The organism is Glaciimonas sp. PAMC28666 (assembly GCF_016917355.1).
Lineage (GTDB): Bacteria > Pseudomonadota > Gammaproteobacteria > Burkholderiales > Burkholderiaceae_D > Glaciimonas.
In genome coordinates this window covers 2,072,049-2,093,818 of sequence record NZ_CP070304.1, presented here as the reverse complement: position 1 = coordinate 2,093,818, position 21,770 = coordinate 2,072,049, and the positions used below count along the sequence as shown (strand labels likewise).

Annotated in this window: 19 protein-coding genes and 1 tRNA gene; 4 read left to right on the top strand and 16 right to left on the bottom strand. The window is 51.3% G+C overall.

Going from position 1 to position 21,770, the window contains the following annotated elements:
* The first annotated feature begins 37 nt into the window (after positions 1–37).
* A complete protein-coding gene (locus JQN73_RS08855; RefSeq protein WP_205322695.1) occupies positions 38–709 on the top strand; it encodes an OmpA family protein in 672 nt (223 codons plus the stop codon).
* Positions 710–811: 102 nt separating this feature from the next.
* Here JQN73_RS08855 and JQN73_RS22450 read toward each other — a convergent pair whose 3' ends face one another.
* Positions 812–1,462 (bottom strand): cytochrome c5 family protein, encoded by a 651-nt coding sequence (locus JQN73_RS22450; RefSeq protein ID WP_205322694.1) that lies wholly within the window; start codon positions 1,460–1,462, stop codon positions 812–814.
* A 187-nt stretch (positions 1,463–1,649) separates the two neighbouring features.
* Between JQN73_RS22450 and JQN73_RS08845 the strand changes: the two genes are divergently transcribed.
* Positions 1,650–1,725 (top strand) — tRNA-Arg (locus JQN73_RS08845).
* A gap of 128 nt (positions 1,726–1,853) precedes the next feature.
* Here JQN73_RS08845 and JQN73_RS08840 read toward each other — a convergent pair.
* From JQN73_RS08840 to JQN73_RS08815, 6 genes are all read right to left on the bottom strand, one after another.
* Positions 1,854–2,057: a hypothetical protein gene (locus JQN73_RS08840; RefSeq protein ID WP_205322693.1), complete on the bottom strand. Its 204-nt coding sequence runs from the start codon at positions 2,055–2,057 to the stop codon at positions 1,854–1,856.
* A gap of 1,070 nt (positions 2,058–3,127) precedes the next feature.
* Positions 3,128–4,252 carry a plasmid recombination protein gene (locus JQN73_RS08835; RefSeq protein WP_205322692.1) on the bottom strand — a complete coding sequence of 375 codons (1,125 nt, stop codon included), beginning with the start codon at positions 4,250–4,252 and terminating at the stop codon, positions 3,128–3,130.
* A 100-nt stretch (positions 4,253–4,352) separates the two neighbouring features.
* Positions 4,353–4,832: a hypothetical protein gene (locus JQN73_RS08830; RefSeq protein ID WP_205322691.1), complete on the bottom strand. Its 480-nt coding sequence runs from the start codon at positions 4,830–4,832 to the stop codon at positions 4,353–4,355.
* A 289-nt stretch (positions 4,833–5,121) separates the two neighbouring features.
* Positions 5,122–7,458, bottom strand: a complete 2,337-nt coding sequence (locus JQN73_RS08825; protein ID WP_205322690.1) for a hypothetical protein — start codon at positions 7,456–7,458, stop codon at positions 5,122–5,124.
* A gap of 113 nt (positions 7,459–7,571) precedes the next feature.
* Positions 7,572–8,915, bottom strand: a complete 1,344-nt coding sequence (locus JQN73_RS08820) for an integrase family protein (RefSeq protein ID WP_205322689.1) — start codon at positions 8,913–8,915, stop codon at positions 7,572–7,574.
* A 539-nt stretch (positions 8,916–9,454) separates the two neighbouring features.
* Entirely contained in the window at positions 9,455–9,790 is a 336-nt protein-coding gene (locus tag JQN73_RS08815; RefSeq protein ID WP_205322688.1) for a Txe/YoeB family addiction module toxin, read from the bottom strand.
* A 453-nt stretch (positions 9,791–10,243) separates the two neighbouring features.
* Between JQN73_RS08815 and JQN73_RS08810 the strand changes: the two genes are divergently transcribed.
* Positions 10,244–10,555 carry a hypothetical protein gene (locus JQN73_RS08810; protein WP_205322687.1) on the top strand — a complete coding sequence of 104 codons (312 nt, stop codon included), beginning with the start codon at positions 10,244–10,246 and terminating at the stop codon, positions 10,553–10,555.
* 197 nt (positions 10,556–10,752) lie between these two features.
* On the opposite strand, the gene JQN73_RS08805 is transcribed toward JQN73_RS08810, so the two are convergent.
* From JQN73_RS08805 to JQN73_RS08790, 4 genes are all read right to left on the bottom strand, one after another.
* Positions 10,753–11,847 carry an esterase gene (locus JQN73_RS08805; RefSeq protein ID WP_205322686.1) on the bottom strand — a complete coding sequence of 365 codons (1,095 nt, stop codon included), beginning with the start codon at positions 11,845–11,847 and terminating at the stop codon, positions 10,753–10,755.
* Positions 11,848–12,039: 192 nt separating this feature from the next.
* Positions 12,040–12,666: a 3-isopropylmalate dehydratase small subunit gene (gene leuD, locus JQN73_RS08800; protein WP_205323277.1), complete on the bottom strand. Its 627-nt coding sequence runs from the start codon at positions 12,664–12,666 to the stop codon at positions 12,040–12,042.
* The gene (gene leuC / locus JQN73_RS08795; RefSeq protein WP_205322685.1) at positions 12,659–14,101 is read right to left on the bottom strand and encodes a 3-isopropylmalate dehydratase large subunit; all 1,443 of its coding nucleotides are present in this window, start codon (positions 14,099–14,101) and stop codon (positions 12,659–12,661) included. The genes leuD and leuC overlap by 8 nt, the downstream gene beginning before the upstream one ends.
* A gap of 25 nt (positions 14,102–14,126) precedes the next feature.
* Complete coding sequence (locus JQN73_RS08790; protein WP_205323276.1) at positions 14,127–15,005, bottom strand: alpha/beta fold hydrolase; 879 nt, start codon at positions 15,003–15,005, stop codon at positions 14,127–14,129.
* Positions 15,006–15,096: 91 nt separating this feature from the next.
* On the opposite strand from JQN73_RS08790, the gene JQN73_RS08785 reads away from it, so the two are divergent.
* Positions 15,097–16,020, top strand: coding sequence for a LysR substrate-binding domain-containing protein (locus JQN73_RS08785; protein WP_205322684.1), 924 nt, complete (start codon positions 15,097–15,099; stop codon positions 16,018–16,020).
* Positions 16,021–16,045: 25 nt separating this feature from the next.
* On the opposite strand, the gene JQN73_RS08780 is transcribed toward JQN73_RS08785, so the two are convergent.
* The 5 genes from JQN73_RS08780 to JQN73_RS08760 form a co-directional block, all read right to left on the bottom strand.
* Positions 16,046–18,016 (bottom strand): pilus assembly protein, encoded by a 1,971-nt coding sequence (locus tag JQN73_RS08780; protein WP_205322683.1) that lies wholly within the window; start codon positions 18,014–18,016, stop codon positions 16,046–16,048.
* A gap of 29 nt (positions 18,017–18,045) precedes the next feature.
* Positions 18,046–18,612: a PilX N-terminal domain-containing pilus assembly protein gene (locus tag JQN73_RS08775; RefSeq protein ID WP_205322682.1), complete on the bottom strand. Its 567-nt coding sequence runs from the start codon at positions 18,610–18,612 to the stop codon at positions 18,046–18,048.
* A gap of 17 nt (positions 18,613–18,629) precedes the next feature.
* A complete protein-coding gene (locus JQN73_RS08770) occupies positions 18,630–19,178 on the bottom strand; it encodes a prepilin-type N-terminal cleavage/methylation domain-containing protein (protein WP_205322681.1) in 549 nt (182 codons plus the stop codon).
* A gap of 325 nt (positions 19,179–19,503) precedes the next feature.
* A complete protein-coding gene (locus JQN73_RS08765) occupies positions 19,504–21,036 on the bottom strand; it encodes a sensor histidine kinase (protein ID WP_205322680.1) in 1,533 nt (510 codons plus the stop codon).
* Positions 21,036–21,716 (bottom strand): response regulator, encoded by a 681-nt coding sequence (locus JQN73_RS08760; protein WP_205322679.1) that lies wholly within the window; start codon positions 21,714–21,716, stop codon positions 21,036–21,038. The genes JQN73_RS08765 and JQN73_RS08760 overlap by 1 nt, the downstream gene beginning before the upstream one ends.
* Positions 21,717–21,770 lie beyond the last annotated feature (54 nt).

The following is a 21,770-nucleotide window of genomic DNA, read 5'->3' as shown; positions in this document are numbered from 1 at the left end:
ATCATTTAAGAAACATCGCTTAATTAATGAGGGAAAAATGAATAAATTCAAACTCGGCGCAGCAGCATTGGCGGTGACATTAGCTACTGCAGGATGCGCTAACATGTCCGATACAGATCGCGGCACGGCAACCGGTGCTGGCGTAGGTGCAGGTATCGGCGCGTTACTGGGCGCAGTATCCGGTCCGGGCGGCGCGGGTCGCGCACTCGGCGGCGCTGCAATCGGCGGCGCCATTGGCGCGGTCGCTGGCAACATCTGGTCGAACAAGATGGAAAAGCAAAAACAGGCTATGCAACAAGCCACCCAAGGTACTGGCGTGCAGGTTAGCCAAACTGCGGACAACCGTTTAAAACTCGCCATTCCAAGCGATGTTTCGTTCGATACCGGCCGTGCCGATATCAAACCAAACTTCCGTCCGATCCTGGAACGCTTTGCTTCGACCTTAGCTGACAATAATGCCACCACGGTCACGATCATCGGCCACACCGACAATACCGGCAGCGATGCAATCAATGACCCTCTGTCGTTACAACGTGCAGCTAGCACGCGTAACTTCCTGACAGCGCGCGGAATTTCGCCGAATCGCTTCGGCATCGAAGGCCGCGGTTCGCACGAACCGGTCGCCGCAAACGACACCAGTTACAACCGCGCCCAAAATCGCCGCGTTGAAATTTACGTCGCTGAAGCGCAACAACCGCCACCGCGTTAATAGCGACGCTTCAAGACCGGCATATCAGCGCCGGTGCGTTGCACAACAAAAAGCCGACTCATTGAGTCGGCTTTTTAATGCGATGTCATAGCATCCAGACTATTACTTTGCTGGCGCCGCAACTGCAGGAATCGCTGAAGCAGAGGCGGAGGCTGCTGCTGCAGCCGGAGCGGCGGCTCCCGAAGCGGCGGCTGCCGAAGCGGCGGCTGCCGGAACAGCGGCGCTGGCGCTGGCTGCAGCGGGCGCGGGAACGACTGGGTCCTTGAATTTACCACCGGCTGCATTCGCCATAAAGACGACCGCACGGGCAACTTCAACATCATCAAGATCAGGATTACCACCTTTAGCTGGCATTGCGCGCAAACCGTGAAGCGCATAACCGATTACTTTATCCTCGCCATCGGCCAGACGCGGTCCCCATGCACCAGCATCACCGAATTTTGGCGCACCAGCGGCACCAGTCGCATGACAGGCCGAACAGGTTGATTTGTACACTTCTTCGCCGGTCAAAAATACCCGTGGCGCGTTCACGTCTTTAAATGTAAAGCCTTCGTCAGCCACCGGCTTCAGTCGGGTGGCGATCGCTTCCGGGGTTTGGCCTTCAGAGCCAGCACCGGTTTTTTGCGCATTGGTGACAAACTGCACCAGCAACACGATACAAATGATAGGGACTAAAAAGCCCGCCAGAATAGCGACTACTAACTGTTTTGGCGTCTTGATTGCGGATTGTTCTTCGTTGTGTGCGTCGCTCATGTTTCCCTCAGTACAATTTTCAAAAACCGGTGGGCAAATACAGACGCGCGTAAAAAAACGACAAAACAACGCACGGTCCCTCGCCAAACCCTTGATTATAGTCGTAATAATCACACTTTGGGACGATAAAGCACCGCAATTCGTGGACTTGCACACAGAAAAACGGTATCCTTCGTACCTCTCATATGCGGCTGTAGCTCAGTGGATAGAGTATTGGCCTCCGAAGCCAAGGGTCGCTGGTTCGATTCCAGCCAGCCGCACCAGTAAAGAGTATATAAATCAAAGAGTTACATGCTTAGGCTTGTGGCTCTTTTTTGTTTTCTAACAGCTGCATCGCTTCATGTAACCGCTGTGTAACCCGATTTGTAAAATCAGCCCACCAAACTTGCCGTTACTTCAAGTTAATAGCTTTAACTATGCGTCCCAGCTGTTCTTCAACCTGCGTTAAATCTACACCATCATCAGGACCCGGACCTGAATATACATTGCGTGCTAAGCCGTGTAATTCCAGCCCTATCCACAGCAGAGCGGCAATCTGAAAGATTTTCAAGATACGGTCGGGATTTCGCAATAAAACATTCATTAATTTCTTCATATATTCCCTGAGTGAATTATTTTTATGCAGTGTGACATTGCCTATCTAATTTGCCATCATTTAAATAAAGTTTGCAATACCGTGGATACCTGGGTGGATACCAACTTTCCTATACACCCATTCCGGTGCGTACCAAGTGCTGCGTAACCGGGATTTGCTGTTTTCTCGCTGTTATTTCATTGTTCTCAGGCGCTCTGTCTGTTATTTACCTGTTACCAGACATATGCGTCGCTGGGTTTGGTTTGCACCTGTTACCTCGCGTTGAGGTGCGAACCTTGGTGCGAACCAACGAAGTGCACACCAGCCTTGTCCTCGCTTTGCATTGCGCGTTGCGGGTGCGTGCTTGGCTGCAGACTAGCGCGAGGCAGACCAAATGTTTCTCGATACAGTAATTCCGGTATCGGCCCCAGTGCGCACCTATTCGCAGAAAAGTGCGCCGTTATTCGGCTTTATAGTTGAGAAATTTCAGCGGGTTTTCCTCGGTATTTACCTATGAAACGATAGTTCTGCAGGCGTTTAAAAACGTTCGGCTTTATGCGGCGGTATGTGCGCAGTTAGTGCGAGGTTATTTCCCCTCATACCGTGGTAACCGGCTGTTTGGTAACTACTATTTCCATGGCTACAAGACTGGCTACCTGCTGGTGGCTACCATTGCCTGACCTGCCGTCGGTCCAACTTTGCCAATTCTTTTTAACTTTGCCACCCGCTTATAAACAGAAACCTGAGCCGCCAGGGGAAGCGCCTTAAACGCTTGATGAACCTCCCAAAGCATATTGGCAACGATTCTTATCTCCCTGTTTCGCTCACTGCACCGCTTCCGGATTGCGGCCTCAGAGAGGCCGAACTCTCGGCCCAGAGCACGGCATGACTCAAAATTAAGCAAACGCAGGGTTATTTCATGCCACTGGTCTGCGGTAAGTAATGAAGTGCGGCCCATGGTCTGCCCAATCTGACGGTCTGAGATATTGTGATTGCCCTCGCGCGCGTGCGCGTATTGGTCTGGAAACTCCCATTGTGCTGACCGGCGGACGATAAATGTCAGCCAAATTGCTTTGGTCTATTTCGGGTCGTCAGCATCGCATCACAGGTATGCTGCCGTGTCTCTCGATTGTTTCCAGCGCGACACGGACCGAAGCAATTATCGAAGGCTTGCAGGATGCCTTGACCGTCTGCTTGATGAACTCCCCGCGCGATTCGTCCCAATAAACGGCTGCCTTGTCATCGTCACGCTCTCGCACATAGTCGCCTTCTGCTGTATCGGTTGGCTGTGGCTCCGGTGCTACGGTCGCGTTCCTGTTCATGGTCGCTGAATGCAGTTCGATTACTGGTGAAATTGGCTGCGCTGAAATGCCGAACCCTACACAGGATAGGGTTTGCTCTTTTTCTGGTGCCGCAACATCATCAAACCCTATAGGCTTCTTCTTACCAAACCCTATAGGCTTTTCTGGCTTACATGGCTTGGTCATGATTCCTGCGAATGTGCCTTTTACTTTCGGCTTCGGCATATCTAAACCCATCGCCAGCAATAGCCGCTCAGGATTGTGTAGATGCGCTTCTAGTAATACGCGCAGCAAGGTGCTATTTAGCCCGCTATTCGCTTTCAGCACATCGAACGCTGAATCTATCGCTTGTCGCTGTATCGCCGGACTCAGCCGCTTTTGTGATGCTTGCCGTGTCAAGCCATGCCGCTGCCCTACTTGCGCGTGAAAGTTAGCTTGCATGTCTAGCAGCTTGGCCCGGCCTCCCATCAAATCACTACCAACCATCCTTCCATGGACCAATGGCAGCAGCAGCACATGGCAGTGTGGCGCAGCTTCGTCGTTGTGAATGATGGCACTGATAACTGGCGCTTCAAAGTATCGCTCTATCCATCGAGTCGCATCAACAAAAAATCGCAGGTGGTCTATTGACGATTCAGGCGGCAAGCTGATAATTATTTCCAGCCCGCGTACAGCGTCCTTACGAAGTGCCTTGACGCCTGAATTGTCGAGTAGTCCCTGTGCCAGTGCTGCCACGCCTGATGCGGATTCAGGCCCGCTCAACACGATATTGGCGCATGTCCGGGCGGGGTCTATGTGGCTGTCAGAACCTGCTCCCAACTCGGCCACTATCTCACGGTGGTTATGCCTGGCGGCGACCTGAATAATGGCCTTCCCAGTCAGCTTTTTGATTCGCAAAAATTGGGCGTGTGTCATACGCCACCCCACGCGGTCACGCAAAGCACCTGCACCAGGAAACCTAGTTCAAGCAATACCAGCGCCATTACGCTACTGATTAAATCCAGCTTGGTATGGCTCATATATCGCCCCACAATCCACCTTGGCGCGGGTCATGGCTTTTGAATTGCTTGCGGCAGGTATTCAGACGGGCTGCGTCGGCCTTGCATTTATCCGATTGCTTGCGACGTGCAGCGCGTGCGGCGTTTACTTTATCAATCCAATGACGTGCGCCGGTTTCGAATGCCTGGGCAATTGCCGTTTGCGAAAGCCAGTAGGTGGTAATGGAAGCAATGCGGCCATCGCTGGTGCCGGTCACAATATCGCGCCGGTCAATATTCCAGCAATAGTCACGTTCCAGATAATGGATTACAGCACTAAGGCGTGTAGTGCTTTGCTTGAAAACCGATTCCATTCCGGTGAGATGGGAAGACTCCAACAAGCAAGCCAATACGGCGGCCGTTACTGTGTTTTTTCGATTCGGCAAACTTCCCGGCAAGTTATAGTCACGCTCATCAGGGGCGCTCTCATTACTATTGGTGATGGGGGCGTTTGTCATATGGACGCCTCGCTTAATAGCGCGATTGAATCGGCGGGCCATACAAGGCGTCGATTTGGCAGCTTGACGGGACGCAGGCAGTAATAGGCACCTGTTTCGCAGAAACGTTTACGGATAGACTGCGCTTTAAGGTGGAGTTCTGCGGCTAGTTGTTCAGTGGTCATAAGTAACTTCCAAGTTATGCGAATCAATGTAATTCGCTCTGGAAGTCACTTTATTTTTAGAACTATCCTCCCTCGCAACCCTACCGGTATCCCGCTTTTACAGGGATGGTTTGGCAGAGGGAGGGTTACACCTCCCCTATATCACCGCTGTCGCGCAGGCGTTGCCAACTTGTCGCGTAAACTTTCTGGCTCACAAATGTTTTGAGATAGCCCTTCACATCCCGCTCCATCATAGATATACGTACGGCTTTTTTTGTTCCAGACTTACCGGATGGCGGTTTCGGCAATTTCATAGCGGAAAGTCCAAGAAACTTAATTTCGGCCAAGATGGCAGCATTCTGCGCTGCTGCTCTTTGTAGCGGTCTTATAATTAGATTAGGCGGCACCAAATTACTTGCGGACACTGCTTGTGGCACTGCCGATGCTGGGTGACTGGAAAAACCAGCCAAATGCTCCCCCGCCATAATTAGCGCAGTTAAATTTGATTGATTAACCAAAGCGCCATCAGGATTTTGAGTCGGTGCATAAGTAAGTGGGTTGTATAGTGGCAATTTATTAGTTGCAACTAGTGAGTCAATATTTCGCTGTATTTCAGATGCAGTAATAGCTCGTATAGCGGCTACAGGAGTAAATACTCCGGCGTCGGCCTCAAGATAGCGCAGTTTCATTATGGCTAAAGCCTCTAAATTCGGAGCTTCTTCCCCCCACTGCTCGTAAGCCAAGAACTCAGCTGCCGCTCCTAAAGGCACGAAAGCATTGCCCGTTATAGCAACATCATGACCGCCTAAATTGGACGATACTGCGCCCTTGTTCGGAAAATTCTTTATAGACAATTCCGGCGAAGTAGCTGAAGGCGTTATCGAACATATTTTTTCTTCTGTCCTTGTTGCGCCGTCTGAAAATGGCGGCAACTTCCAAAGCTTTTGGAGTTCGCTCAATTCGGCCGTCAATGCACTTATCTCTTTTTCCTTTCTATACAACTCGCTCGGAATACCATTATGATTTGTGAGCTCATATGCTGTAATTCTTTGTTCTATCGCGCTTATACTCGCCCCAAGATTGAACCAATATGAATGCTCCAGTTCATTTTCTGGTGAGTGCGCATCATCCCAAGCAACAGCTGCTTGGCGGCGTTGGTCCGAGCTAAGCTCCTCCCATTCCCCACCCCCAAACGGATACCGTAAAAAAGCCCGGCGAACTCTCCCGCGCAGGTTATAAGGCAGTCCATCTAGCGGCGTTTCTAAATAGTTACCAAGGGCAATAACAAGTGTTCCACTTTTATACTTTTCTTCTGTTTGGGCAATTGACAAGGAAGACGCTGCGTTCTGCATCTCGGCAATTTCGCTCAACCAATCAGTATTAATTTTACAAAGAAGGTTATTGTCATAGGTCTTGCACCACACGAGAAAATCAGCGGGGCGGACCTTAGAGGGCGGATTCATTCGAGCATTCCAAAGCTTTAAAATCCGTCGAGCATCATGGAATGCATCTTCATTTCCCATATGGAAACAATTATCAAGGCCCATCCCGCCGTTCGGAATTTCGGTGCAATCCTGAGCCGGTTGAATACCGCAAACCAGTAAAGCGGCCTCTATCGGCGTCCAAGTCTCATGCGCAATGTATTTTGAAAGTGTTGTGAGATTTTGTGCTGTCTCGCTAAATCCTTCACCGAAAAGCTGTGCCGGAAGCCGCTGCAATATAGGTTCGGTGGGGAGTGCTGGCACAAATATGGATTCGTTATTCCCAAGCAGGGCACTGAGCGAAGTTTTTACTTTCTCGGCATCGCTCCGGGACATATACCACTTATCTAAATTGTCCGTTATGTCCCACCCATGCTCCGGCGGCAGTCCATTTCGCGAGCTAAAAACTTTGAGTTCCCCGAGCTCTATCATTTTCAAGATATGCGGTCGAACGCCCGGCAGGTGTTCGGATGGTTGCCCTATTTTATTTAGTGTCGTTTGAATTGTCCGACTCATAGAGTCATCGTCTGCATATTTTGTCCACCTTTGGCTAAAGTTTTCTGTTTGCAATTCAGAAATTTCCACGGCCAAATCTTCTACTACTACGCGGTCATCTTCTTGCTCATTACCGATAGGCGGCCAAAATCTACAATCTATTTTTGGCTCACTTTCACTAAGCCATTTATTGAGGCCATCCCAATAAACTTCCTCGTAAAAAAAACGTACTATGCTTTTCGGACCGAATCTGTACTTTTGCTTCCGACCTGGCTCGTAGGCGTCAATCAATCCTTGTTGCACTACACTCTTTAATTTTTCGGTAATTTCGCTTATACGCTCACCGCCCACATCACTTATATAAAAAGCAGCTTCATCTAGCCGATAACGTCCTAACTTGCGCCGCTCGACAGCTAATTTTTTCTCATTCTCGGTTGAAACAGTGTCAGAAATATTGGTCGGGTAGAAATGCGCCTGAGTGCGGTCAAAAAGATTGCTCATGTTCATGCTGCGCTCCTTCAAGCGCCTTCATTTAAATGGGGCACCAGTCGGACCGGCGAAGGTTTCCGGTTTTTCGTCCGCTAAAACTGAGACTGGCGCTTTAAACTGTTTGTTTATTATCAGGCGGCGGTAACGACCCGTAAGCCGGGGACCACTGGAACAAAGTGTATCTCGGCTTGTTCTAATATCCATGCTTCTATTTTGAAGTGCCACATGCGCAGTAAATCCAGCGGACGGCGGCGGTAATGTTTTTCAGCTAATGCGCTCGGCTTATGACCTTGAATCTGTGCAACAACTCCGGTCGGCACCTCCACCCATTCGGAAAGTGTACCGAACGAACGGCGCAAGCCATGCAATGAGACGTGTGGTAAGCCTGCAATTTGTAACGCTTGGGTATGGGCTATGCGTGGTTCTGTAATGTGCCCACTGGCTGCCGTAGGGCTATTGAAGACCCATTCAGTGCGGCGCGGCAATGCAGTCAGCAAATGGGATAAATAAGGCGTTAATGGAATTGTCCGCAAGCCGTCTACCTTGTCACGAATAGTAATGCTGTTCCACTTGAAATCTACATCGTCCCATTTCATTATTTCCAGTTCCCCCCGACGCGCACCCGTTATCAATAAGGCTTGCAGGTAGGCGCTGATAACAGGGCTTCCGATGTTACGCACGGCGGCAAACCAATCGGGCAGCTGCTCCCGTTGCAGGCAGTCGCCCTCTTTTGTCTTGCTGCCGGGAACTATGTCTTTTACTTCTTCCGTAACGCAGCAGTCAGCATGTACCGCATATTGAAACTCTGGATGCTTTGCGCACCACCGAATAAAGGTTCGGAACTTCCGAAAGGAATTATGTGCAAATGTAGGGCGGGTTTGGCATTCATGTGCAAGCCACTCCAGCACCACGGGCGCGGTAATTTCATGTAACGGCCTGGCCAGCAGCGCAGCAAGTGGCGCGGCTTTCGCTATCTTCTCGCCTATTTTGCACCTCTCGCCACCGGCATTCGCTGCAATGATATGGTCCGTGCGGTGTTGTGCTCCCCATTTTGGGTGCGGTGCGGTCATGTAAGTATCCCAAGCGGCTCGCCCAATTAATTCGCGCTTAGCCTGCGCAATTACCTCTAGGCTTAGTTGGGTGGCTTTTTGGGTTTCCGTTGCCTTTCGAACCGATTGCGCTGCGGCCAGTCCGTCAGCTTTCACATGACGCGGGTCTAGACCGTTGTCGATGATTACTTTCAGGCGTCGGGCTTCTGCTTGTGCCGCGTCAATTGTCCAAGTTGCCGGTGAGCCGATAGTAATGCGCATCGCTTGACCGTTTAATTTGGCTTGGAACATGTACGCTTTGGCACCGTTAGCCGTTACTCGCAGTCCCAAACCCGGTGCAGACGTATCCCACAAGAAAGTTTGACCCTTGCCAGATTCACATTTAAATTCAGCAATTCGACCAGCCGTAAAATTTACCTTTGCCATCGCTCAAACGCTCCCATGCACTCCATGTAACCGCCATGTAACCCAATTTGGAGTATATCAAGCAATATCAATCAACACAATTCATAACGTTAATTTTATAAGTGATTGATTTTTAAGGAAATACCATATTTTATGATTGTCAATCAACGCCCATAAATCAAGTATTTCATGGCCTCCGAAGCCAAGGGTCGCTGGTTCGATTCCAGCCAGCCGCACCATTAAAGAGTATATATATCAAAGAGTTACATGCTTCTGCTTGTGGCTCTTTTTTGTTTATGGACCTGCTTCCACGCTCCATGTAGGGCCTGTGTAGATTTGTGGGAACGTGCAGGATTCCGTCGTTCGCACTTGGCCTTGCGCGTTGTGGTGCGAATTAATAACATGCGAACCTGTAATTCGGACGTGCTACCAGCGAATTTGACGAACTTCGTCATTCGTCATTTTGTTCGTCAAATTCGCATCATTCGGTTGGGTGCTGATCCGGTTAGCTGATTAGCGCCAATTTCATCGTTCGTGCGTTGGAATGTAAGCCCCTAGAGTTAGTAGTGAAAACGGCAAGATATCACGTAGATCGCTTTGTCCTCCGGGAGGGAAACAAGACGATGCTCTCTAATAATTCTTCTGGACCTGTAGCCTGTCAAGTTACCCTTGAGTGGTTCTGATTTTTCTGTGCCGGTGAAGGGATTGCGCAAGCACTCTTCGATGAGACCATTGATTTCATCAACGATTTTTGGGTCTTCTTTTTGCCAGGATAGATACTGGTCCGACGCGTTGTCGGTCCATGCAATTGCGACGAACTTAGCTTGTTTTTTATTAAAGTACCAGGCCAGAACGGCCAAATTACGGGATGAGGAATTTTGACCTGAATACGTCATTTGGTGCTCACTTTCCCTTCAAGTCTCCTCGCAGGCATAGCAATCCCCAGCCGGGCAAGTGGCTGTTTTCACAGTTCTTATGTGCCGATCCTTGACCAAGACTTCACAGAAGTTACCTTGATGACCTATACTCCGTTTGTCCCCCCACAAAGGGGAACGGGTTTTGCAGCCTGAGATCACAAAAGCGCACAAACGGCGCAATGCCGTCTTTTTACGTGTGGCTGTCTTCGTACGCTCTCAATGGGCGGCGGTGTCGGGGAAGCTTTCGGGCTTGCTGGATTTCTTTTGTGTACCAGTCTGCAAACCTTGTCATTTGCCGCCCTCCCCATTTTGCAGTGGGATGCGGCTCAACCACACAAGAGAAAACACAATGTCTAATAGCATCTCAATGTCACCCTGCCGACTAAAAATCTCCCGGCGCTCGGTTAGTCACCCTACCCGGGGAGCAAAATCATGAGCAAGCCGACACCGGAATCGTCCCCAGAAGCACTTCACCAGGCTTTCACATGGCTGCCTTCTACCCATAAAAACGATGAGGCTGCGGAGTTTTATGCGCTGACCAAGGATATCTCCCAAGGCTTACAAACCTGCGTTGATTTGGCGCATTTCAGTACGATGGATCGAGACAGCGATACGACGCCGGTGCTGGACGTTGAGGGCACTGACCGCTTGCTGCGACTGACGATCACAACATTGAAGATGCTGGCGCAGGTTGCCGCTGCGAAGATTGACCATCTTGATGGCGCTGGCAGCAAAGGTGGTTGAATGGCGGCATGATAAGGTCAGCCTAAGCTGACAACAACGGGACAATGAAGGCCATCGTAAAAATGGCGAAGAATCAAAACCCGTTGCCAATATAAGGGGGGCCTCAAGCGTAAGCTTAATAGACTGGTCTCACCAACGCACGGTAACTTTCTCGTGCGTTGGAACGCCCTCCTCGCCTACTTACAGACGTTTACTTTTTACGACGCCTTCGCATCGATATGCTTGTCAATCCAATTGAGCAACCAATCAGCGATCTGCAGATTATTGCGGTCCTGCATCAACATATGCGTGTTGCCGTGGATGCCTAGATCAGGGAGAACCACCAGTTGTGCATGGCCGCCAGCGGCGTTGGCCGCTTCTACAAAAGCACGGCAAAGCTTGAGCCGTGGTGACCAGCGCGGCGATGTGTCGACGTTATCACCGAACAAGACCAAAGTTGGCATCTTCGTATACGGTGTGAGGTCACCGCCCGGCGCCGGGCACGCCGCCGGTTCAATGGCAACGATGCCTCTGATATCGCGCGTGTTAATGGCCGCTGCCTGGAAGGGGTAGATACCGGATTGCGAATGGCTTATCAACACTGTGCCGCCAAGTTTGATCGCTAACTCAGAGAGCGCGGGAACGGTTGGATTTGGGGTCGGCAACGCGGCGCTCCAGTCTGGCACCATCTGTTTCCAGAACTCGGCAAGCGCCTCCATCGGGAACTGAACGCCGGGCCATACCTTCTGATATTCGGGTCCAAAACGGAAAATGGTCCAGGCGTCTTCACGACCGGCGGCGAATATGGAGGGGAGTTGGGACGGCGCAGTTTTGCCGAGTTTGACGCTGTTGATGGTGCTGATATCGCTTGCCGAGCGGCCGCGTTCGGCTTGATCGATCACGTAGGTTGAATAACCTTTGCGCACGAAATATTCATCCCAGCCAATCCGTCCGTCCGGCGTGGACTCCCAGGTCTTACCGGTCAGACAGCAGCCATGGATCAATGTCAACGACAGCGGTTTAGCTTTCACTGGCACCTGATAATGCACGTACATTTGGTCAACGGTGACCGTTCCGGAGGCGGCGTAGTTGGGCAGCGTCGACAGGGTATCGGAAAAAATATCGTGACCACCCACGAAGAAACTCCCTTGGCGGGAAATCATCATCGGGCGGGCGATCAATGCGGCTTGCTGAGTCGTGACGCTGGATGTTTGCTGCGCCGATACCGGAGCAGCAAACGCTAATGTCAGCGCGAGTGTAACGCCGCAAATAGCGGCGAATTTAGCGTTAATGGGGTTCGTATTTTGGGGCATGAGGTCTCGTTGTAGTCGTTATAATTAATATTATGATATTTTATTATGCAATTACTGCATTAATAAAAATACCATAATATCAATAAGTCTACCCACGACCCAAATAATTAACGCGAAACCTAAAAGTGGCGGATGCCGTGCAATCTTTTAGTACGCGCTCAATGAAAAAGGACGCAGTCCTGTCGGTCGTGGTTAATGCGAGCCCGCTGACGGCATTACTTTAGCCCAGGGAAAAGCGACGTCATGCTTCTTCTCGAACGCCACTATCGCAGGCAGCAATTGCATGGTCGCGCCGACCATGTCCAATCCATCCACGATCATTTTTTTATGGCGATCGGCTAAAGAAAAACGGAAACTTTGTGTGACGTTACCCACCGTCATTTTTTCCAGATCGACCGACAACTGTCTTTGCCCCGCTGCGTTGTCTGCAAGCAGTAAGGCGATCTGCTCTTGCGGCAACACGATCAGTAACAGGCGATTGTTAAGCGCGTTGCCGAAAAATATTTCACCAAAGCTTGGCGCGATCACTGCTTCGATCCCTAGTTGCTGCAAGCCCCAAACCGCATGCTCGCGACTGGAACCGCAACCAAAATTAGGTCCGCTGATGAGAAATTTGCAGTCTTTGAAATCTGTTTGATTGAGCACAAAACCGGGCTTCAACTGACCGTCCGGGGTAAATCTCAAATCATAGAGCACGCCATGACTCAATCCGGCCTTATCGATGATCCGCAGGAATTGCTTGGGCATGATTTGATCGGTGTCCAGATTGTCGATCAGCAGCGGCGCGGCTATACCGTCAATACGCGTATTTTTAAGCATCATTTTTCTCCACGTTATTTGCCAGACGGCGAACATCGGTAATGCAGCCTGCCAGTGCCGCCGCAGCGGCCATTGCCGGGCTCATCAAGTGGGTTCTGCCGTCCCTGCCCTGACGGCCTTCGAAATTTCGGTTAGTGGTCGATGCGCAGCGTTCTCCGGGATTGAGCACATCGTCGTTCATCGCCAGGCACATCGAGCATCCGGGTTGACGCCATTCAAATCCGGCATTGATAAATATGTTCGACAAGCCCTCCTCCTCGGCACGGCGGCGCACAGCGCCTGAACCAGGGACCACCATTCCGCGCACCGATGGCGCGATATGTTTGCCTTCGACAATCGCGGCGGCAATGCGCAGATCTTCGATGCGGCCGTTGGTGCAAGATCCGATAAATACCCGATCTATCGGCAAGCCCAAAATCGATGATCCGCCCGCGAGACCCATATAGTGCAAGGCTTGCGCGACCGCGTCGCTTTGCGTATCGGGGGCGCTATGATCGGAAGACGGCATTGGTATACGCCCTGTCACGGAGATGGCCTGATCCGGGCTGGTGCCCCATGTGACATAGGGAGAAACTTCTTTGGCTAAAAAATCATACTGGAGATCAAACGCTGCATCGTCGTCAGAATACAGTTCGCGCCAATCATCAGCAGCCTGTGCGAATTTTGCATCATCCAGATTGGTAGCGTGTGCCTTGATGTAATTCAGCGTGGTGGCATCGGGCTTTATCAATGCTGCCCGGGCACCCGCTTCAACCGCCATATTGCACAACGTCATTCGCGCTTCTGCTGATAGGGTGCCGATGGTCGAACCACAAAATTCGACTGCATAACCACGCGCGCCTTGCGCACCGATGCGGCTGATAATCAACAAGATCAGATCCTTGACCGAAGTGCCAACCGGCAGTTCACCATCCACCTGAATACGCATATCCTGCGCAAGTCGGTAGACCAGTGTCTGCGTCGCCAGGACGTGTTCTACTTCCGACGTGCCAACGCCAAATCCGAGCGCACCCAGGGCACCATACGTGGTTGTATGACTATCGCCACATAGAACCACCATGCCGGGACGTATCCAACCATGTTCCGGTGCGATGATATGTTCGATGCCTTGATCCACGTCGTTAGTATCAAACAACGCGATACCGAAATCGGTGCAATTACGCTTCAAGTTGGTCGCCTGCAACGCAGAGGCCGGATCGAAGATGACCCGATTGGCATTCGCGACCTGATGCGTAGGAATAATGTGAGAAACCACCGCGAGCTGTTGCCGAGGACGGAGGACAGTGCGACCTTTTTCACGCAGACCGCTAAATGCTTGCGGACTCGTGTATTCGTTCATGATGTGCAGATCGGCGTACAACAATACATGTTGTTCGTCGAGTGTAGAGACGGTATGCGAATCCACCATTTTTCTGTATAGCGTGCGGCCTGACATATTATTCCCCTTAGTAATGCGTTTTTTATTTGGCAAAAAATGGCAACACTTCTGCCAACAAAGCTTCTGGAGCGTCTTCGGGAATGTAATGCCCGCAGTCAAGCGCCCTGCCGCTTACCTTATTGGCCAACAGTTGCCATTCAGCCAAGGGGTCAAAGCATTTTTCAATGACACCATTGCCACCCCAGAGCGCCAGCATTTCGCACTGGATCTTTCGACCGGCCGCCAGATCGCTGCGTTCATGGTCGAGATCAATTCCGGCACTGGCGCGATAATCCTCGCAAATCCCGTGTATCGTTAATGGATCGCGCAGGCAGCGCAGGTATTCCGCATAGGCCTCCGGTGTGAACGGTGCCATGCCGGAACTGCGGCCACCGATGGTATGTTTGAGATACTCTTCCGGATGCGAATTAATCAGCAACTCCGGAAAAGGTGCTGGTCGGATTAGAAAAAACCAGTGGTAGTAAGCGGTAGCGAATTCCAGCGTGGTTTTTTCATACATTGCCAGAGTCGGCGCAACGTCCAGCACAACCAGCTTGCGGATAACTTCCGGATGATCCAGCGCCATGCGGTATGCCACGCGCCCTCCACGATCATGTCCCATCAGCAAGAATTCCTTAAATCCCAAGGTCGCCATGAGATCAACCTGGTCCTGCCCCATGGTGCGCTTGGAGTAGTTGCTGTGATCCGGCAACCCGACCGGTTTTCCGCTGTCACCATAACCGCGCAGATCAGCGGCGATCACGGTGTAACGTTCTGCCAGTTGTTGCGCAACCTTGTGCCAGATAACGTGCGTCTGCGGATGCCCGTGCAGCAATAGCAATGCGGGGCCCGTCCCACGGCGGATAAAGTGAATATGGGTACCGTTGACGTCGGCGACGTGGGGCGTGAATCCTGAAAACATCATTTTCTCCCGTTATTTAAATCTATTGTATCGCCGCGTAGATTGCTTATAATTCACTCCTATTTAGTCTATTATTTCTTTTAAGTTACTAATGAATTCCCTCTCTGATCTCGCATTTTTTACGGTTCTGGTCAAGCAAGGCAGCCTTGCGGCGGTCGCGCGCGAATTGGGCGTGACGCCGCCAGCGGTCACTAAAAGACTCGCCAAACTTGAGCAACGGCTCGGTATCCGGTTGTTAAACCGCACTACCCGGACCATGAGCGTGACGCATGAAGGGGAAATTTACCTGGCCGAAGCTGCGAGAATTCTGGCGGAAATCGATGAATTGGAGCGTTTGGTAAGCCGTAGCAGAGCCGTTCCTAAAGGACTTTTGCGTGTCAACGCAACCTTCGGCTTTGGCCGCAAGTATGTTGCTCCCGCAGTCTCCGCCTTCATCAAACGCTATCCGGAGGTTGAGGTCCAGTTGCAACTATCGGACCGGCCATTGAACCTTGCCGATCAGGCCTTTGACATCGGTATCCGCATCGGAGAAATGCCGGACGCACGCATCATTGCACGCAAAATCGCCTCCAATCGAAGACTTTTGTGCGCCTCCCCAACCTATCTGAAAGAGCAACACGCGCCGACTATCCCGCGCGATCTGCAAAAGCATCAATGTATCGTTCTACGGGAAAATGAGGCTGCATACGGCACCTGGCACCTGAGCCGTGGAAAGGCGCAGGAAACCATTAAAGTACGCGGTGCCTTAAGCACAAACGACGGCGAAATTGCATTGGAATGGGCGCTGTTGGGACACGGAATCTTGATGCGCTCAGAATGGGATCTCGCGCCCTATTTTCGCTCCGGACGTTTGTCCCAGGTGCTAGAAGAATGGAACTTACCTTCCTCCGACATCTTTGCGGTCTATCCCGAGCGTTTAAACTTATCGGCGAAAGCGACCGCCTTTGTGGACTTTGTCTCTGATCGATTTGTGCAGCATCTGCGAAAATCTGGTGATACAAAAGATATTTGGTGAAATCGATAGCGCCTTCGACAGCGCCTTAATGCGGAACCGCAAGCTGATGCCAGGTTCTGAAAGGCAGCATGGGGGTTAAAGCTAGCGGTACAATTTTTTGTCTTCCATCGATACCCTGCAGTACCAGGCTGCGCTTGCCATTGGGCAGCCTCACGGCGGTGGGTGACGCCGCTGACGGTGGCACGCGGATAGACATCAGATCGGGCCGCGAGGCTAAAAAGACAGGATTTGGCGCGGCGCTGCCGGTCATGAAATCGATTAACATTAGCTGTGAAGAGGGTACCTTTTCCGCTCCCGCAGGCATTCCCGGCGTGTAAGTCAATATGACTATTAAGCCATTAATCATTTGCAGTTTTCCGACCACGCGCTCGCCGAGGTCAGGCAGGTCAACATACCAGCCGCGCCGATTATTCCAATTAACCGGATTTTTGCTGATGATCCGACCGCCGGTGATGGGTGAAAGCGTTTGTTGCTGCAATTGATAGCGGCCCTCGATGGTTGAGGCTCTGTCCGCTGTATCGGCTTGCTCCCATATTGCGGTGATGGTCTGAAATTGCGTGTCGAAAGGATCGTCGACTTCGAACAGTTTTCCAGTACCAAACATGATCATGCGCCCGCCGTTAGGGTGGCGTGCCACCACCGGTTGCGCCACAATCGGCTGCGGCTTTCCGTCGGGATCGGTCGCCACATACAATGGTCGACCGTGATACGCGACACCCCATGCCTTTGCATTAGTACTTTCCAAATCAAATTTCCAGATATTCCCGCGCAAATCACCAGCGTATGCGGCGATAACTTCTCTATGCGAATTAAACTGCAAGGCAGGCGTCGACAGACCGTTTGGTCCCTGCAATCCACCCTGTTCGGTCTGGATTTTTCTAATCAGGGAACCGTCGGTAATATTCACCAGATAGAGCACTGCTTTTTTATTTTTGCTGTCGTAACCATTGCCATATAACGCCGCCCATTGGCCACTGCGTAAGCGCACGACCGCTGCCTCGCCCAGGACATGTCCCATATCATGATCAATAATTCCGCCGGAGACTACGTCGGACCGTTCCCACATGACGCTTTTTGCACTCAACAATGCCGGGGCGCTAACGTCTAGCGCAAAGACGCTTCTTGCGCCAGCGCCCGTTGTACCAAGAACGATTGTTTTCCATACTGGCGTTGATGCGGTTTCTCGCGAAAAGTAGGCGTCCCCTTCGGTCAATTGACCATCTACAAAATAGCGATGTTTTAGCACGTAGTCCGGATGGCTGAGAGCGCTCAGGTAAGGAAATAAGGCGTGCGGAACATAGGCGAATCTCTCAGCGCCGGTGACAGCATCGAAACCGTGCAACATGCCATCATTTGCGCCGACATACAACATCGCTTTGCGAGAATGTTTGCGCATTTGAAAATCCCGATAAACGATTCCTCCGCCCTGTACTTTCGGTAACGCTGTGTAACCAAAATCAGCATTTTTTACATAGATTGGCACGGAGTTGACGATATCACCCAAGCTGCTTGAGCGATTACGGAAATTGCCAATCTTCTGCGCTGCCTCTAACGTGGAATCGCCTTGCAAGTAAGACAGCACATTGATCGATCCTAATTCTCTTTTTTGCGGTTCGGAAAGCTGCGACCATTGGAAGTCAATAGCATTATCCGTCTCTGAATTCCAGGACGTAATATTGCGTGCTTGCCACGCAGGTATTTGTCGTTCTGCGTCCCATACAACGGCACCGATACTCCCGTCCGCGTTGACGCGAAAAGCTTTTAGTTGACCAGCCCAATCCTTGGTTGTAAAACCGGCCCGGTAGGCGATGGATGTGCCATCGAGGGCAGGGGAGCTATAAATCAAATTAGAAAATCCTTCGGAAGGAAACAGGGGAAATTGCGATATACGCGCTAGCGCTGGCGTCAATAACGTCATTAACGCCATTAACGCCGTGAATGTCATTAAGGCCGCTAACTTCAACGTGATCAACCTGCCAAAATCAATTTTTTTCATCGCACGAGCCTTGTAGCCTGAAATTTTTATCACAGCCGTATATAACTTTGCAGTATTACCGCCACATTACTGTTAGCACCAGCGCCACGCGCCGTAATTCGATACGCTAGAAGCCGGTCTGCAGGGTTCAGCTGAAATTCATCATCACCGACTAACGCCATTTTTTCGATCATGCAGCGCGGTGATTCGGACACGCTATCGATCGGGCCATTGTTAGCAATAAATCGCGGAGGAAGGGCGATAGAGACCGCGTTATCACGCCAGTTCTGTGCGATTTCCCAATGATTTTTCTCTTGATTGTTTTCATCCATCACGGGACCCATAGCCAGTTGGGGAGGAAAATCTGCCGGGGATTTGGAAAGTTTTCCAACCAACATCTCGCAATAGCGAAGCCCTTGCTCGGCTCCCTCAAATGCGCGTTGCCGACTGCGCAAATTTCCTGCAATTTTTTCCTCAAGTGACACGTTACGCATCGCTGCAAGTCCGATCATTGTCATGACTAGAAGAAAAATAAGCGTCATCGGTAGTGCTAGTCCACCGTGCAGGCACCCGATTTTCTTTGCCTCCATGATTCGGCACATACGTCTGGTTATCATCGCAATATCGTCCAATTTTAGGGCGTGAATAACATCGTGAAGCAGCGCACGTCGTGGTCGGTTACGGGATTTAACGCAGCGCTACGGCATTGCGTGTTTTTGATTGTGCTTTTGCTTTCATTCGGAGCGGCACCGGTACGGATTGCCGACTCTCTGAAATAGACCATGATGACGAAACCAGTCAGCGGGCTACCCGATATTTCTCCCCAGCCGCCTGTCATGGCGTGACGAAGTGCTATGCGCCATTCATGGATATCAATGGCTGCGATTTCCGCATGCGTACAGACGAATGCAATGGCGCATGTCGGGGTTTCTGGCCGGCCGCTGTGAAGCGGAGGATAGTGCTGTGGAGCGGGACTGTAAAATCCTTCGCGCGCACCGCGAAGATTGCTCCGTACGCGTTCCGCAAGATGATGACTATATGTGAAAGCTTTCGCACGGTAATGGGCGACTTTTTGGTGGCGCAACGCGGTCATTTGCAGCCCTGCCAGGCCCAACAAGGAGAACGCGGTGATGACCAGGGCGATCAACACTTCGATGAGCCCGGCGCCGCGCTGCTTATACAAAGTCAACCGCACCTGACCGGTTTAAAACCGATGAGCCGGATTGCTCAACAGTCGATTCGATCAGTCTAAGAACGCTTTTAACCTGATTAAAAAAATTCGACGCAATACATGTGGCCATTATTTGAACTCATAGAATCACTTGCTCAAAAGTATAGCCATCACAACGCGTTTAACCAATAGGAAAAAGTCTTAAATAAAATACTCATTTGCGTAAATTATTTAAGAAATGGTCCCGAACGATATCAAATAAATGCTGATTTTTTTCTGACGATCAGCATTCCCAGGTCTTCAGAAATTCCGCTATGTGCAGCCAGAGTGCATGTGCTTAGCCAATAGCCGCGGGCCGCAGCGGGAAAGTAATGTACACTTTTAAGCCGCTATTTTTCGATGGCGCTGAAAGCACAATCGATGCGTGATGCGCAGCAGCGATGTCGCGCACGATCGATAATCCTAATCCCGCCCCGCTCGGATTCAATTGCTGTGCCGAGGGCGCTCGATAGAACGCTGAAAAAACCCGTTCACGATCAGCTTCGGGAATCCCACTACCGCTGTCTTCTATTTCAAACACCCCACGTTGCGTCTGGCCATCACGCCGTACGCGCAATATAATTTTTCCGTTTGACGGCGTATAGCGAATTGCGTTATCCAGCAGGTTCGACATTAGCTCATGCAACATCAATGGGTTGCCAGTGATAAAAACATTTTCTTCTGCATCAAACGACAAATCGAGTTGCTTCTTGACCGCTTGCGGAGCCAACTCCAACCCGACCTGACGCGTTGCGGCGGTGAGTGACAGCGCCACCATGCCGCCTTCGGCAACGCCATGCTCAGCGCGTGCCAACGTCAGAAGCCGATTCGCCAGATGGACCGTGGCGTCGGTGGTCGATGCCATACTGCGCACAATTTCCCGTATCGCCTCGATATCCAGCGGTGATTGGGGATCTTGCGGATCGCGCTTCAGTTCTCGCAATGCGAGTTCGGCCTGAGTCTTCAAAACGGTGAGCGGCGTGCGCAGTTGGTGCGATGCGTCGGCGATGAACCGGCGCTGCCCGGTAATCAAGGTCTGCAAGCGTCCCATGTAGCCATTCATCGCTGCAATCAGGGGCCGCATTTCGATATGCACCTGATCGGCGTCGAAATTTGTCAGGTCGGTAGGGCCACGGGCTTCTACTGCTGTCTTCAATTGCATCAACGGGCGCAATACTATTCGCACCGCGAACCACACCAGTAGTGCGGCGACCATCACTAATAAGCCCTGCCGCCACAGAGTACCGAACAAAATTTGACGCGTCATTGCACTGCGTGCGTCCATGGTTTCCCCGACCTGGATCAATGCAATGCCGCGCATGGAATCGTCATACACGGGTTGATAGAGGGCAGCAATCCGGACCGGTTCGCCGCGGTAGGTCGAATGATAAAAACGCACCAGCGCAGGATAGATTTCTGAACGCGGGGTATGAGCAGGGATGGCTGGAAGATCGTCGTACCCAGAAATAAATTCGCCTTTGGTACCGGTGACTTTGTAATAGATCCGCCCCAAAGTGTCGGTCTCAAAACTATCGAGCGCGACGTATGGCACATCGGCCACGACCTTACCATCAACGATTGACACGCGTTCTGCCAATGCGCGCGTCGAGGCCAGCAACGCTCGGTCGTAGGCCAGGTCTGCCACGTCCAGGGCGTTGCGGTACACAGACAGTGAATCTAGCGCTACTAACAGTAACAGCGGAATAAGCAGCCATCGCAACAATTGACTACGCAAGGTGCCGAGTGAGGTTCCAGCATTTTTTCCGCACTCTTTTATCAACCCGTCTTTGCTGCGCGATACGGGCACGGAGGAGGGCAGTTGGTGGCGCATTAGGCTGCTTGTGCCTGCAACAAATATCCCAGGCCGCGCAGGGTTGTTATGGCGACTTGACCATTTTGATCGCTTGCCAGTTTTTTGCGCAGTCGATGAATATAGATTTCTATCGCATCCGGATTAGCATCATCGGCAAGCGAAAACACTTCATCGAAGAGTTTTTCTTTCGAAACGACCCGGCCGGCACGGGTCATCAATACTTCCAGCACCGCGTGTTCGCGTGGCGTTAATGCCAAAAGACCATCTCCATAACTAAACATGCGTGAGACTGTGTCGAACTGCAGAGCGCCGCAACTATATGTCAGCCCCTCGTTGCCCTGAGCGCGCCTTAACAAGGCTTTTGCACGCGCCTCCAGCTCCTCAAGTTCAAACGGTTTTGCCAGGTAGTCGTCCGCGCCCAGGTTCAATCCCTGTACCCGATCCGGAACACCGCCGCGTGCGGTGAGAATCAACACCGGTACCTTACTGCCGCGCGCGCGCAAACGCTTGAGGACTTCCAGCCCATCCATCTTTGGCAAACTTAAATCCAGAATCACCAACGCGTATTGCTGGGTATGCAACAACGAATCGGCATCGGCCCCGTTCGTCGCACATTCGACCGTCCAATGCGCATCTCGCAGCGCCTTTGAAAGCCAACGTGATAACTCAACGTGATCTTCAATTAATAAAATCCGCATAATCATTGGGAGCCGGTTGAATAGGTCGCCAATATTTACATAGAACGATCGGTT

Bases quoted from the DNA above. Each gene is read 5' to 3' on its own strand.
- JQN73_RS08830 (WP_205322691.1), bottom strand. From the start codon at position 4,832: ATGACAAACGCCCCCATCACCAATAGTAATGAGAGCGCCCCTGATGAG.
- JQN73_RS08785 (WP_205322684.1), top strand. From the start codon at position 15,097: ATGAATTCCCTCTCTGATCTCGCATTTTTTACGGTTCTGGTCAAGCAA.
- JQN73_RS08825 (WP_205322690.1), bottom strand. From the start codon at position 7,458: ATGAACATGAGCAATCTTTTTGACCGCACTCAGGCGCATTTCTACCCG.
- JQN73_RS08805 (WP_205322686.1), bottom strand. From the start codon at position 11,847: ATGCCCCAAAATACGAACCCCATTAACGCTAAATTCGCCGCTATTTGC.
- JQN73_RS08765 (WP_205322680.1), bottom strand. From the start codon at position 21,036: ATGCGCCACCAACTGCCCTCCTCCGTGCCCGTATCGCGCAGCAAAGAC.
- JQN73_RS08855 (WP_205322695.1), top strand. From the start codon at position 38: ATGAATAAATTCAAACTCGGCGCAGCAGCATTGGCGGTGACATTAGCT.
- JQN73_RS08780 (WP_205322683.1), bottom strand. From the start codon at position 18,016: ATGAAAAAAATTGATTTTGGCAGGTTGATCACGTTGAAGTTAGCGGCC.
- JQN73_RS08775 (WP_205322682.1), bottom strand. From the start codon at position 18,612: ATGATAACCAGACGTATGTGCCGAATCATGGAGGCAAAGAAAATCGGG.
- JQN73_RS08820 (WP_205322689.1), bottom strand. From the start codon at position 8,915: ATGGCAAAGGTAAATTTTACGGCTGGTCGAATTGCTGAATTTAAATGT.
- JQN73_RS08760 (WP_205322679.1), bottom strand. From the start codon at position 21,716: ATGCGGATTTTATTAATTGAAGATCACGTTGAGTTATCACGTTGGCTT.
- JQN73_RS22450 (WP_205322694.1), bottom strand. From the start codon at position 1,462: ATGAGCGACGCACACAACGAAGAACAATCCGCAATCAAGACGCCAAAA.
- JQN73_RS08835 (WP_205322692.1), bottom strand. From the start codon at position 4,252: ATGACACACGCCCAATTTTTGCGAATCAAAAAGCTGACTGGGAAGGCC.
- JQN73_RS08790 (WP_205323276.1), bottom strand. From the start codon at position 15,005: ATGTTTTCAGGATTCACGCCCCACGTCGCCGACGTCAACGGTACCCAT.
- JQN73_RS08840 (WP_205322693.1), bottom strand. From the start codon at position 2,057: ATGAAGAAATTAATGAATGTTTTATTGCGAAATCCCGACCGTATCTTG.
- leuC (WP_205322685.1), bottom strand. From the start codon at position 14,101: ATGTCAGGCCGCACGCTATACAGAAAAATGGTGGATTCGCATACCGTC.
- leuD (WP_205323277.1), bottom strand. From the start codon at position 12,666: ATGCTTAAAAATACGCGTATTGACGGTATAGCCGCGCCGCTGCTGATC.
- JQN73_RS08810 (WP_205322687.1), top strand. From the start codon at position 10,244: ATGAGCAAGCCGACACCGGAATCGTCCCCAGAAGCACTTCACCAGGCT.
- JQN73_RS08815 (WP_205322688.1), bottom strand. From the start codon at position 9,790: ATGACGTATTCAGGTCAAAATTCCTCATCCCGTAATTTGGCCGTTCTG.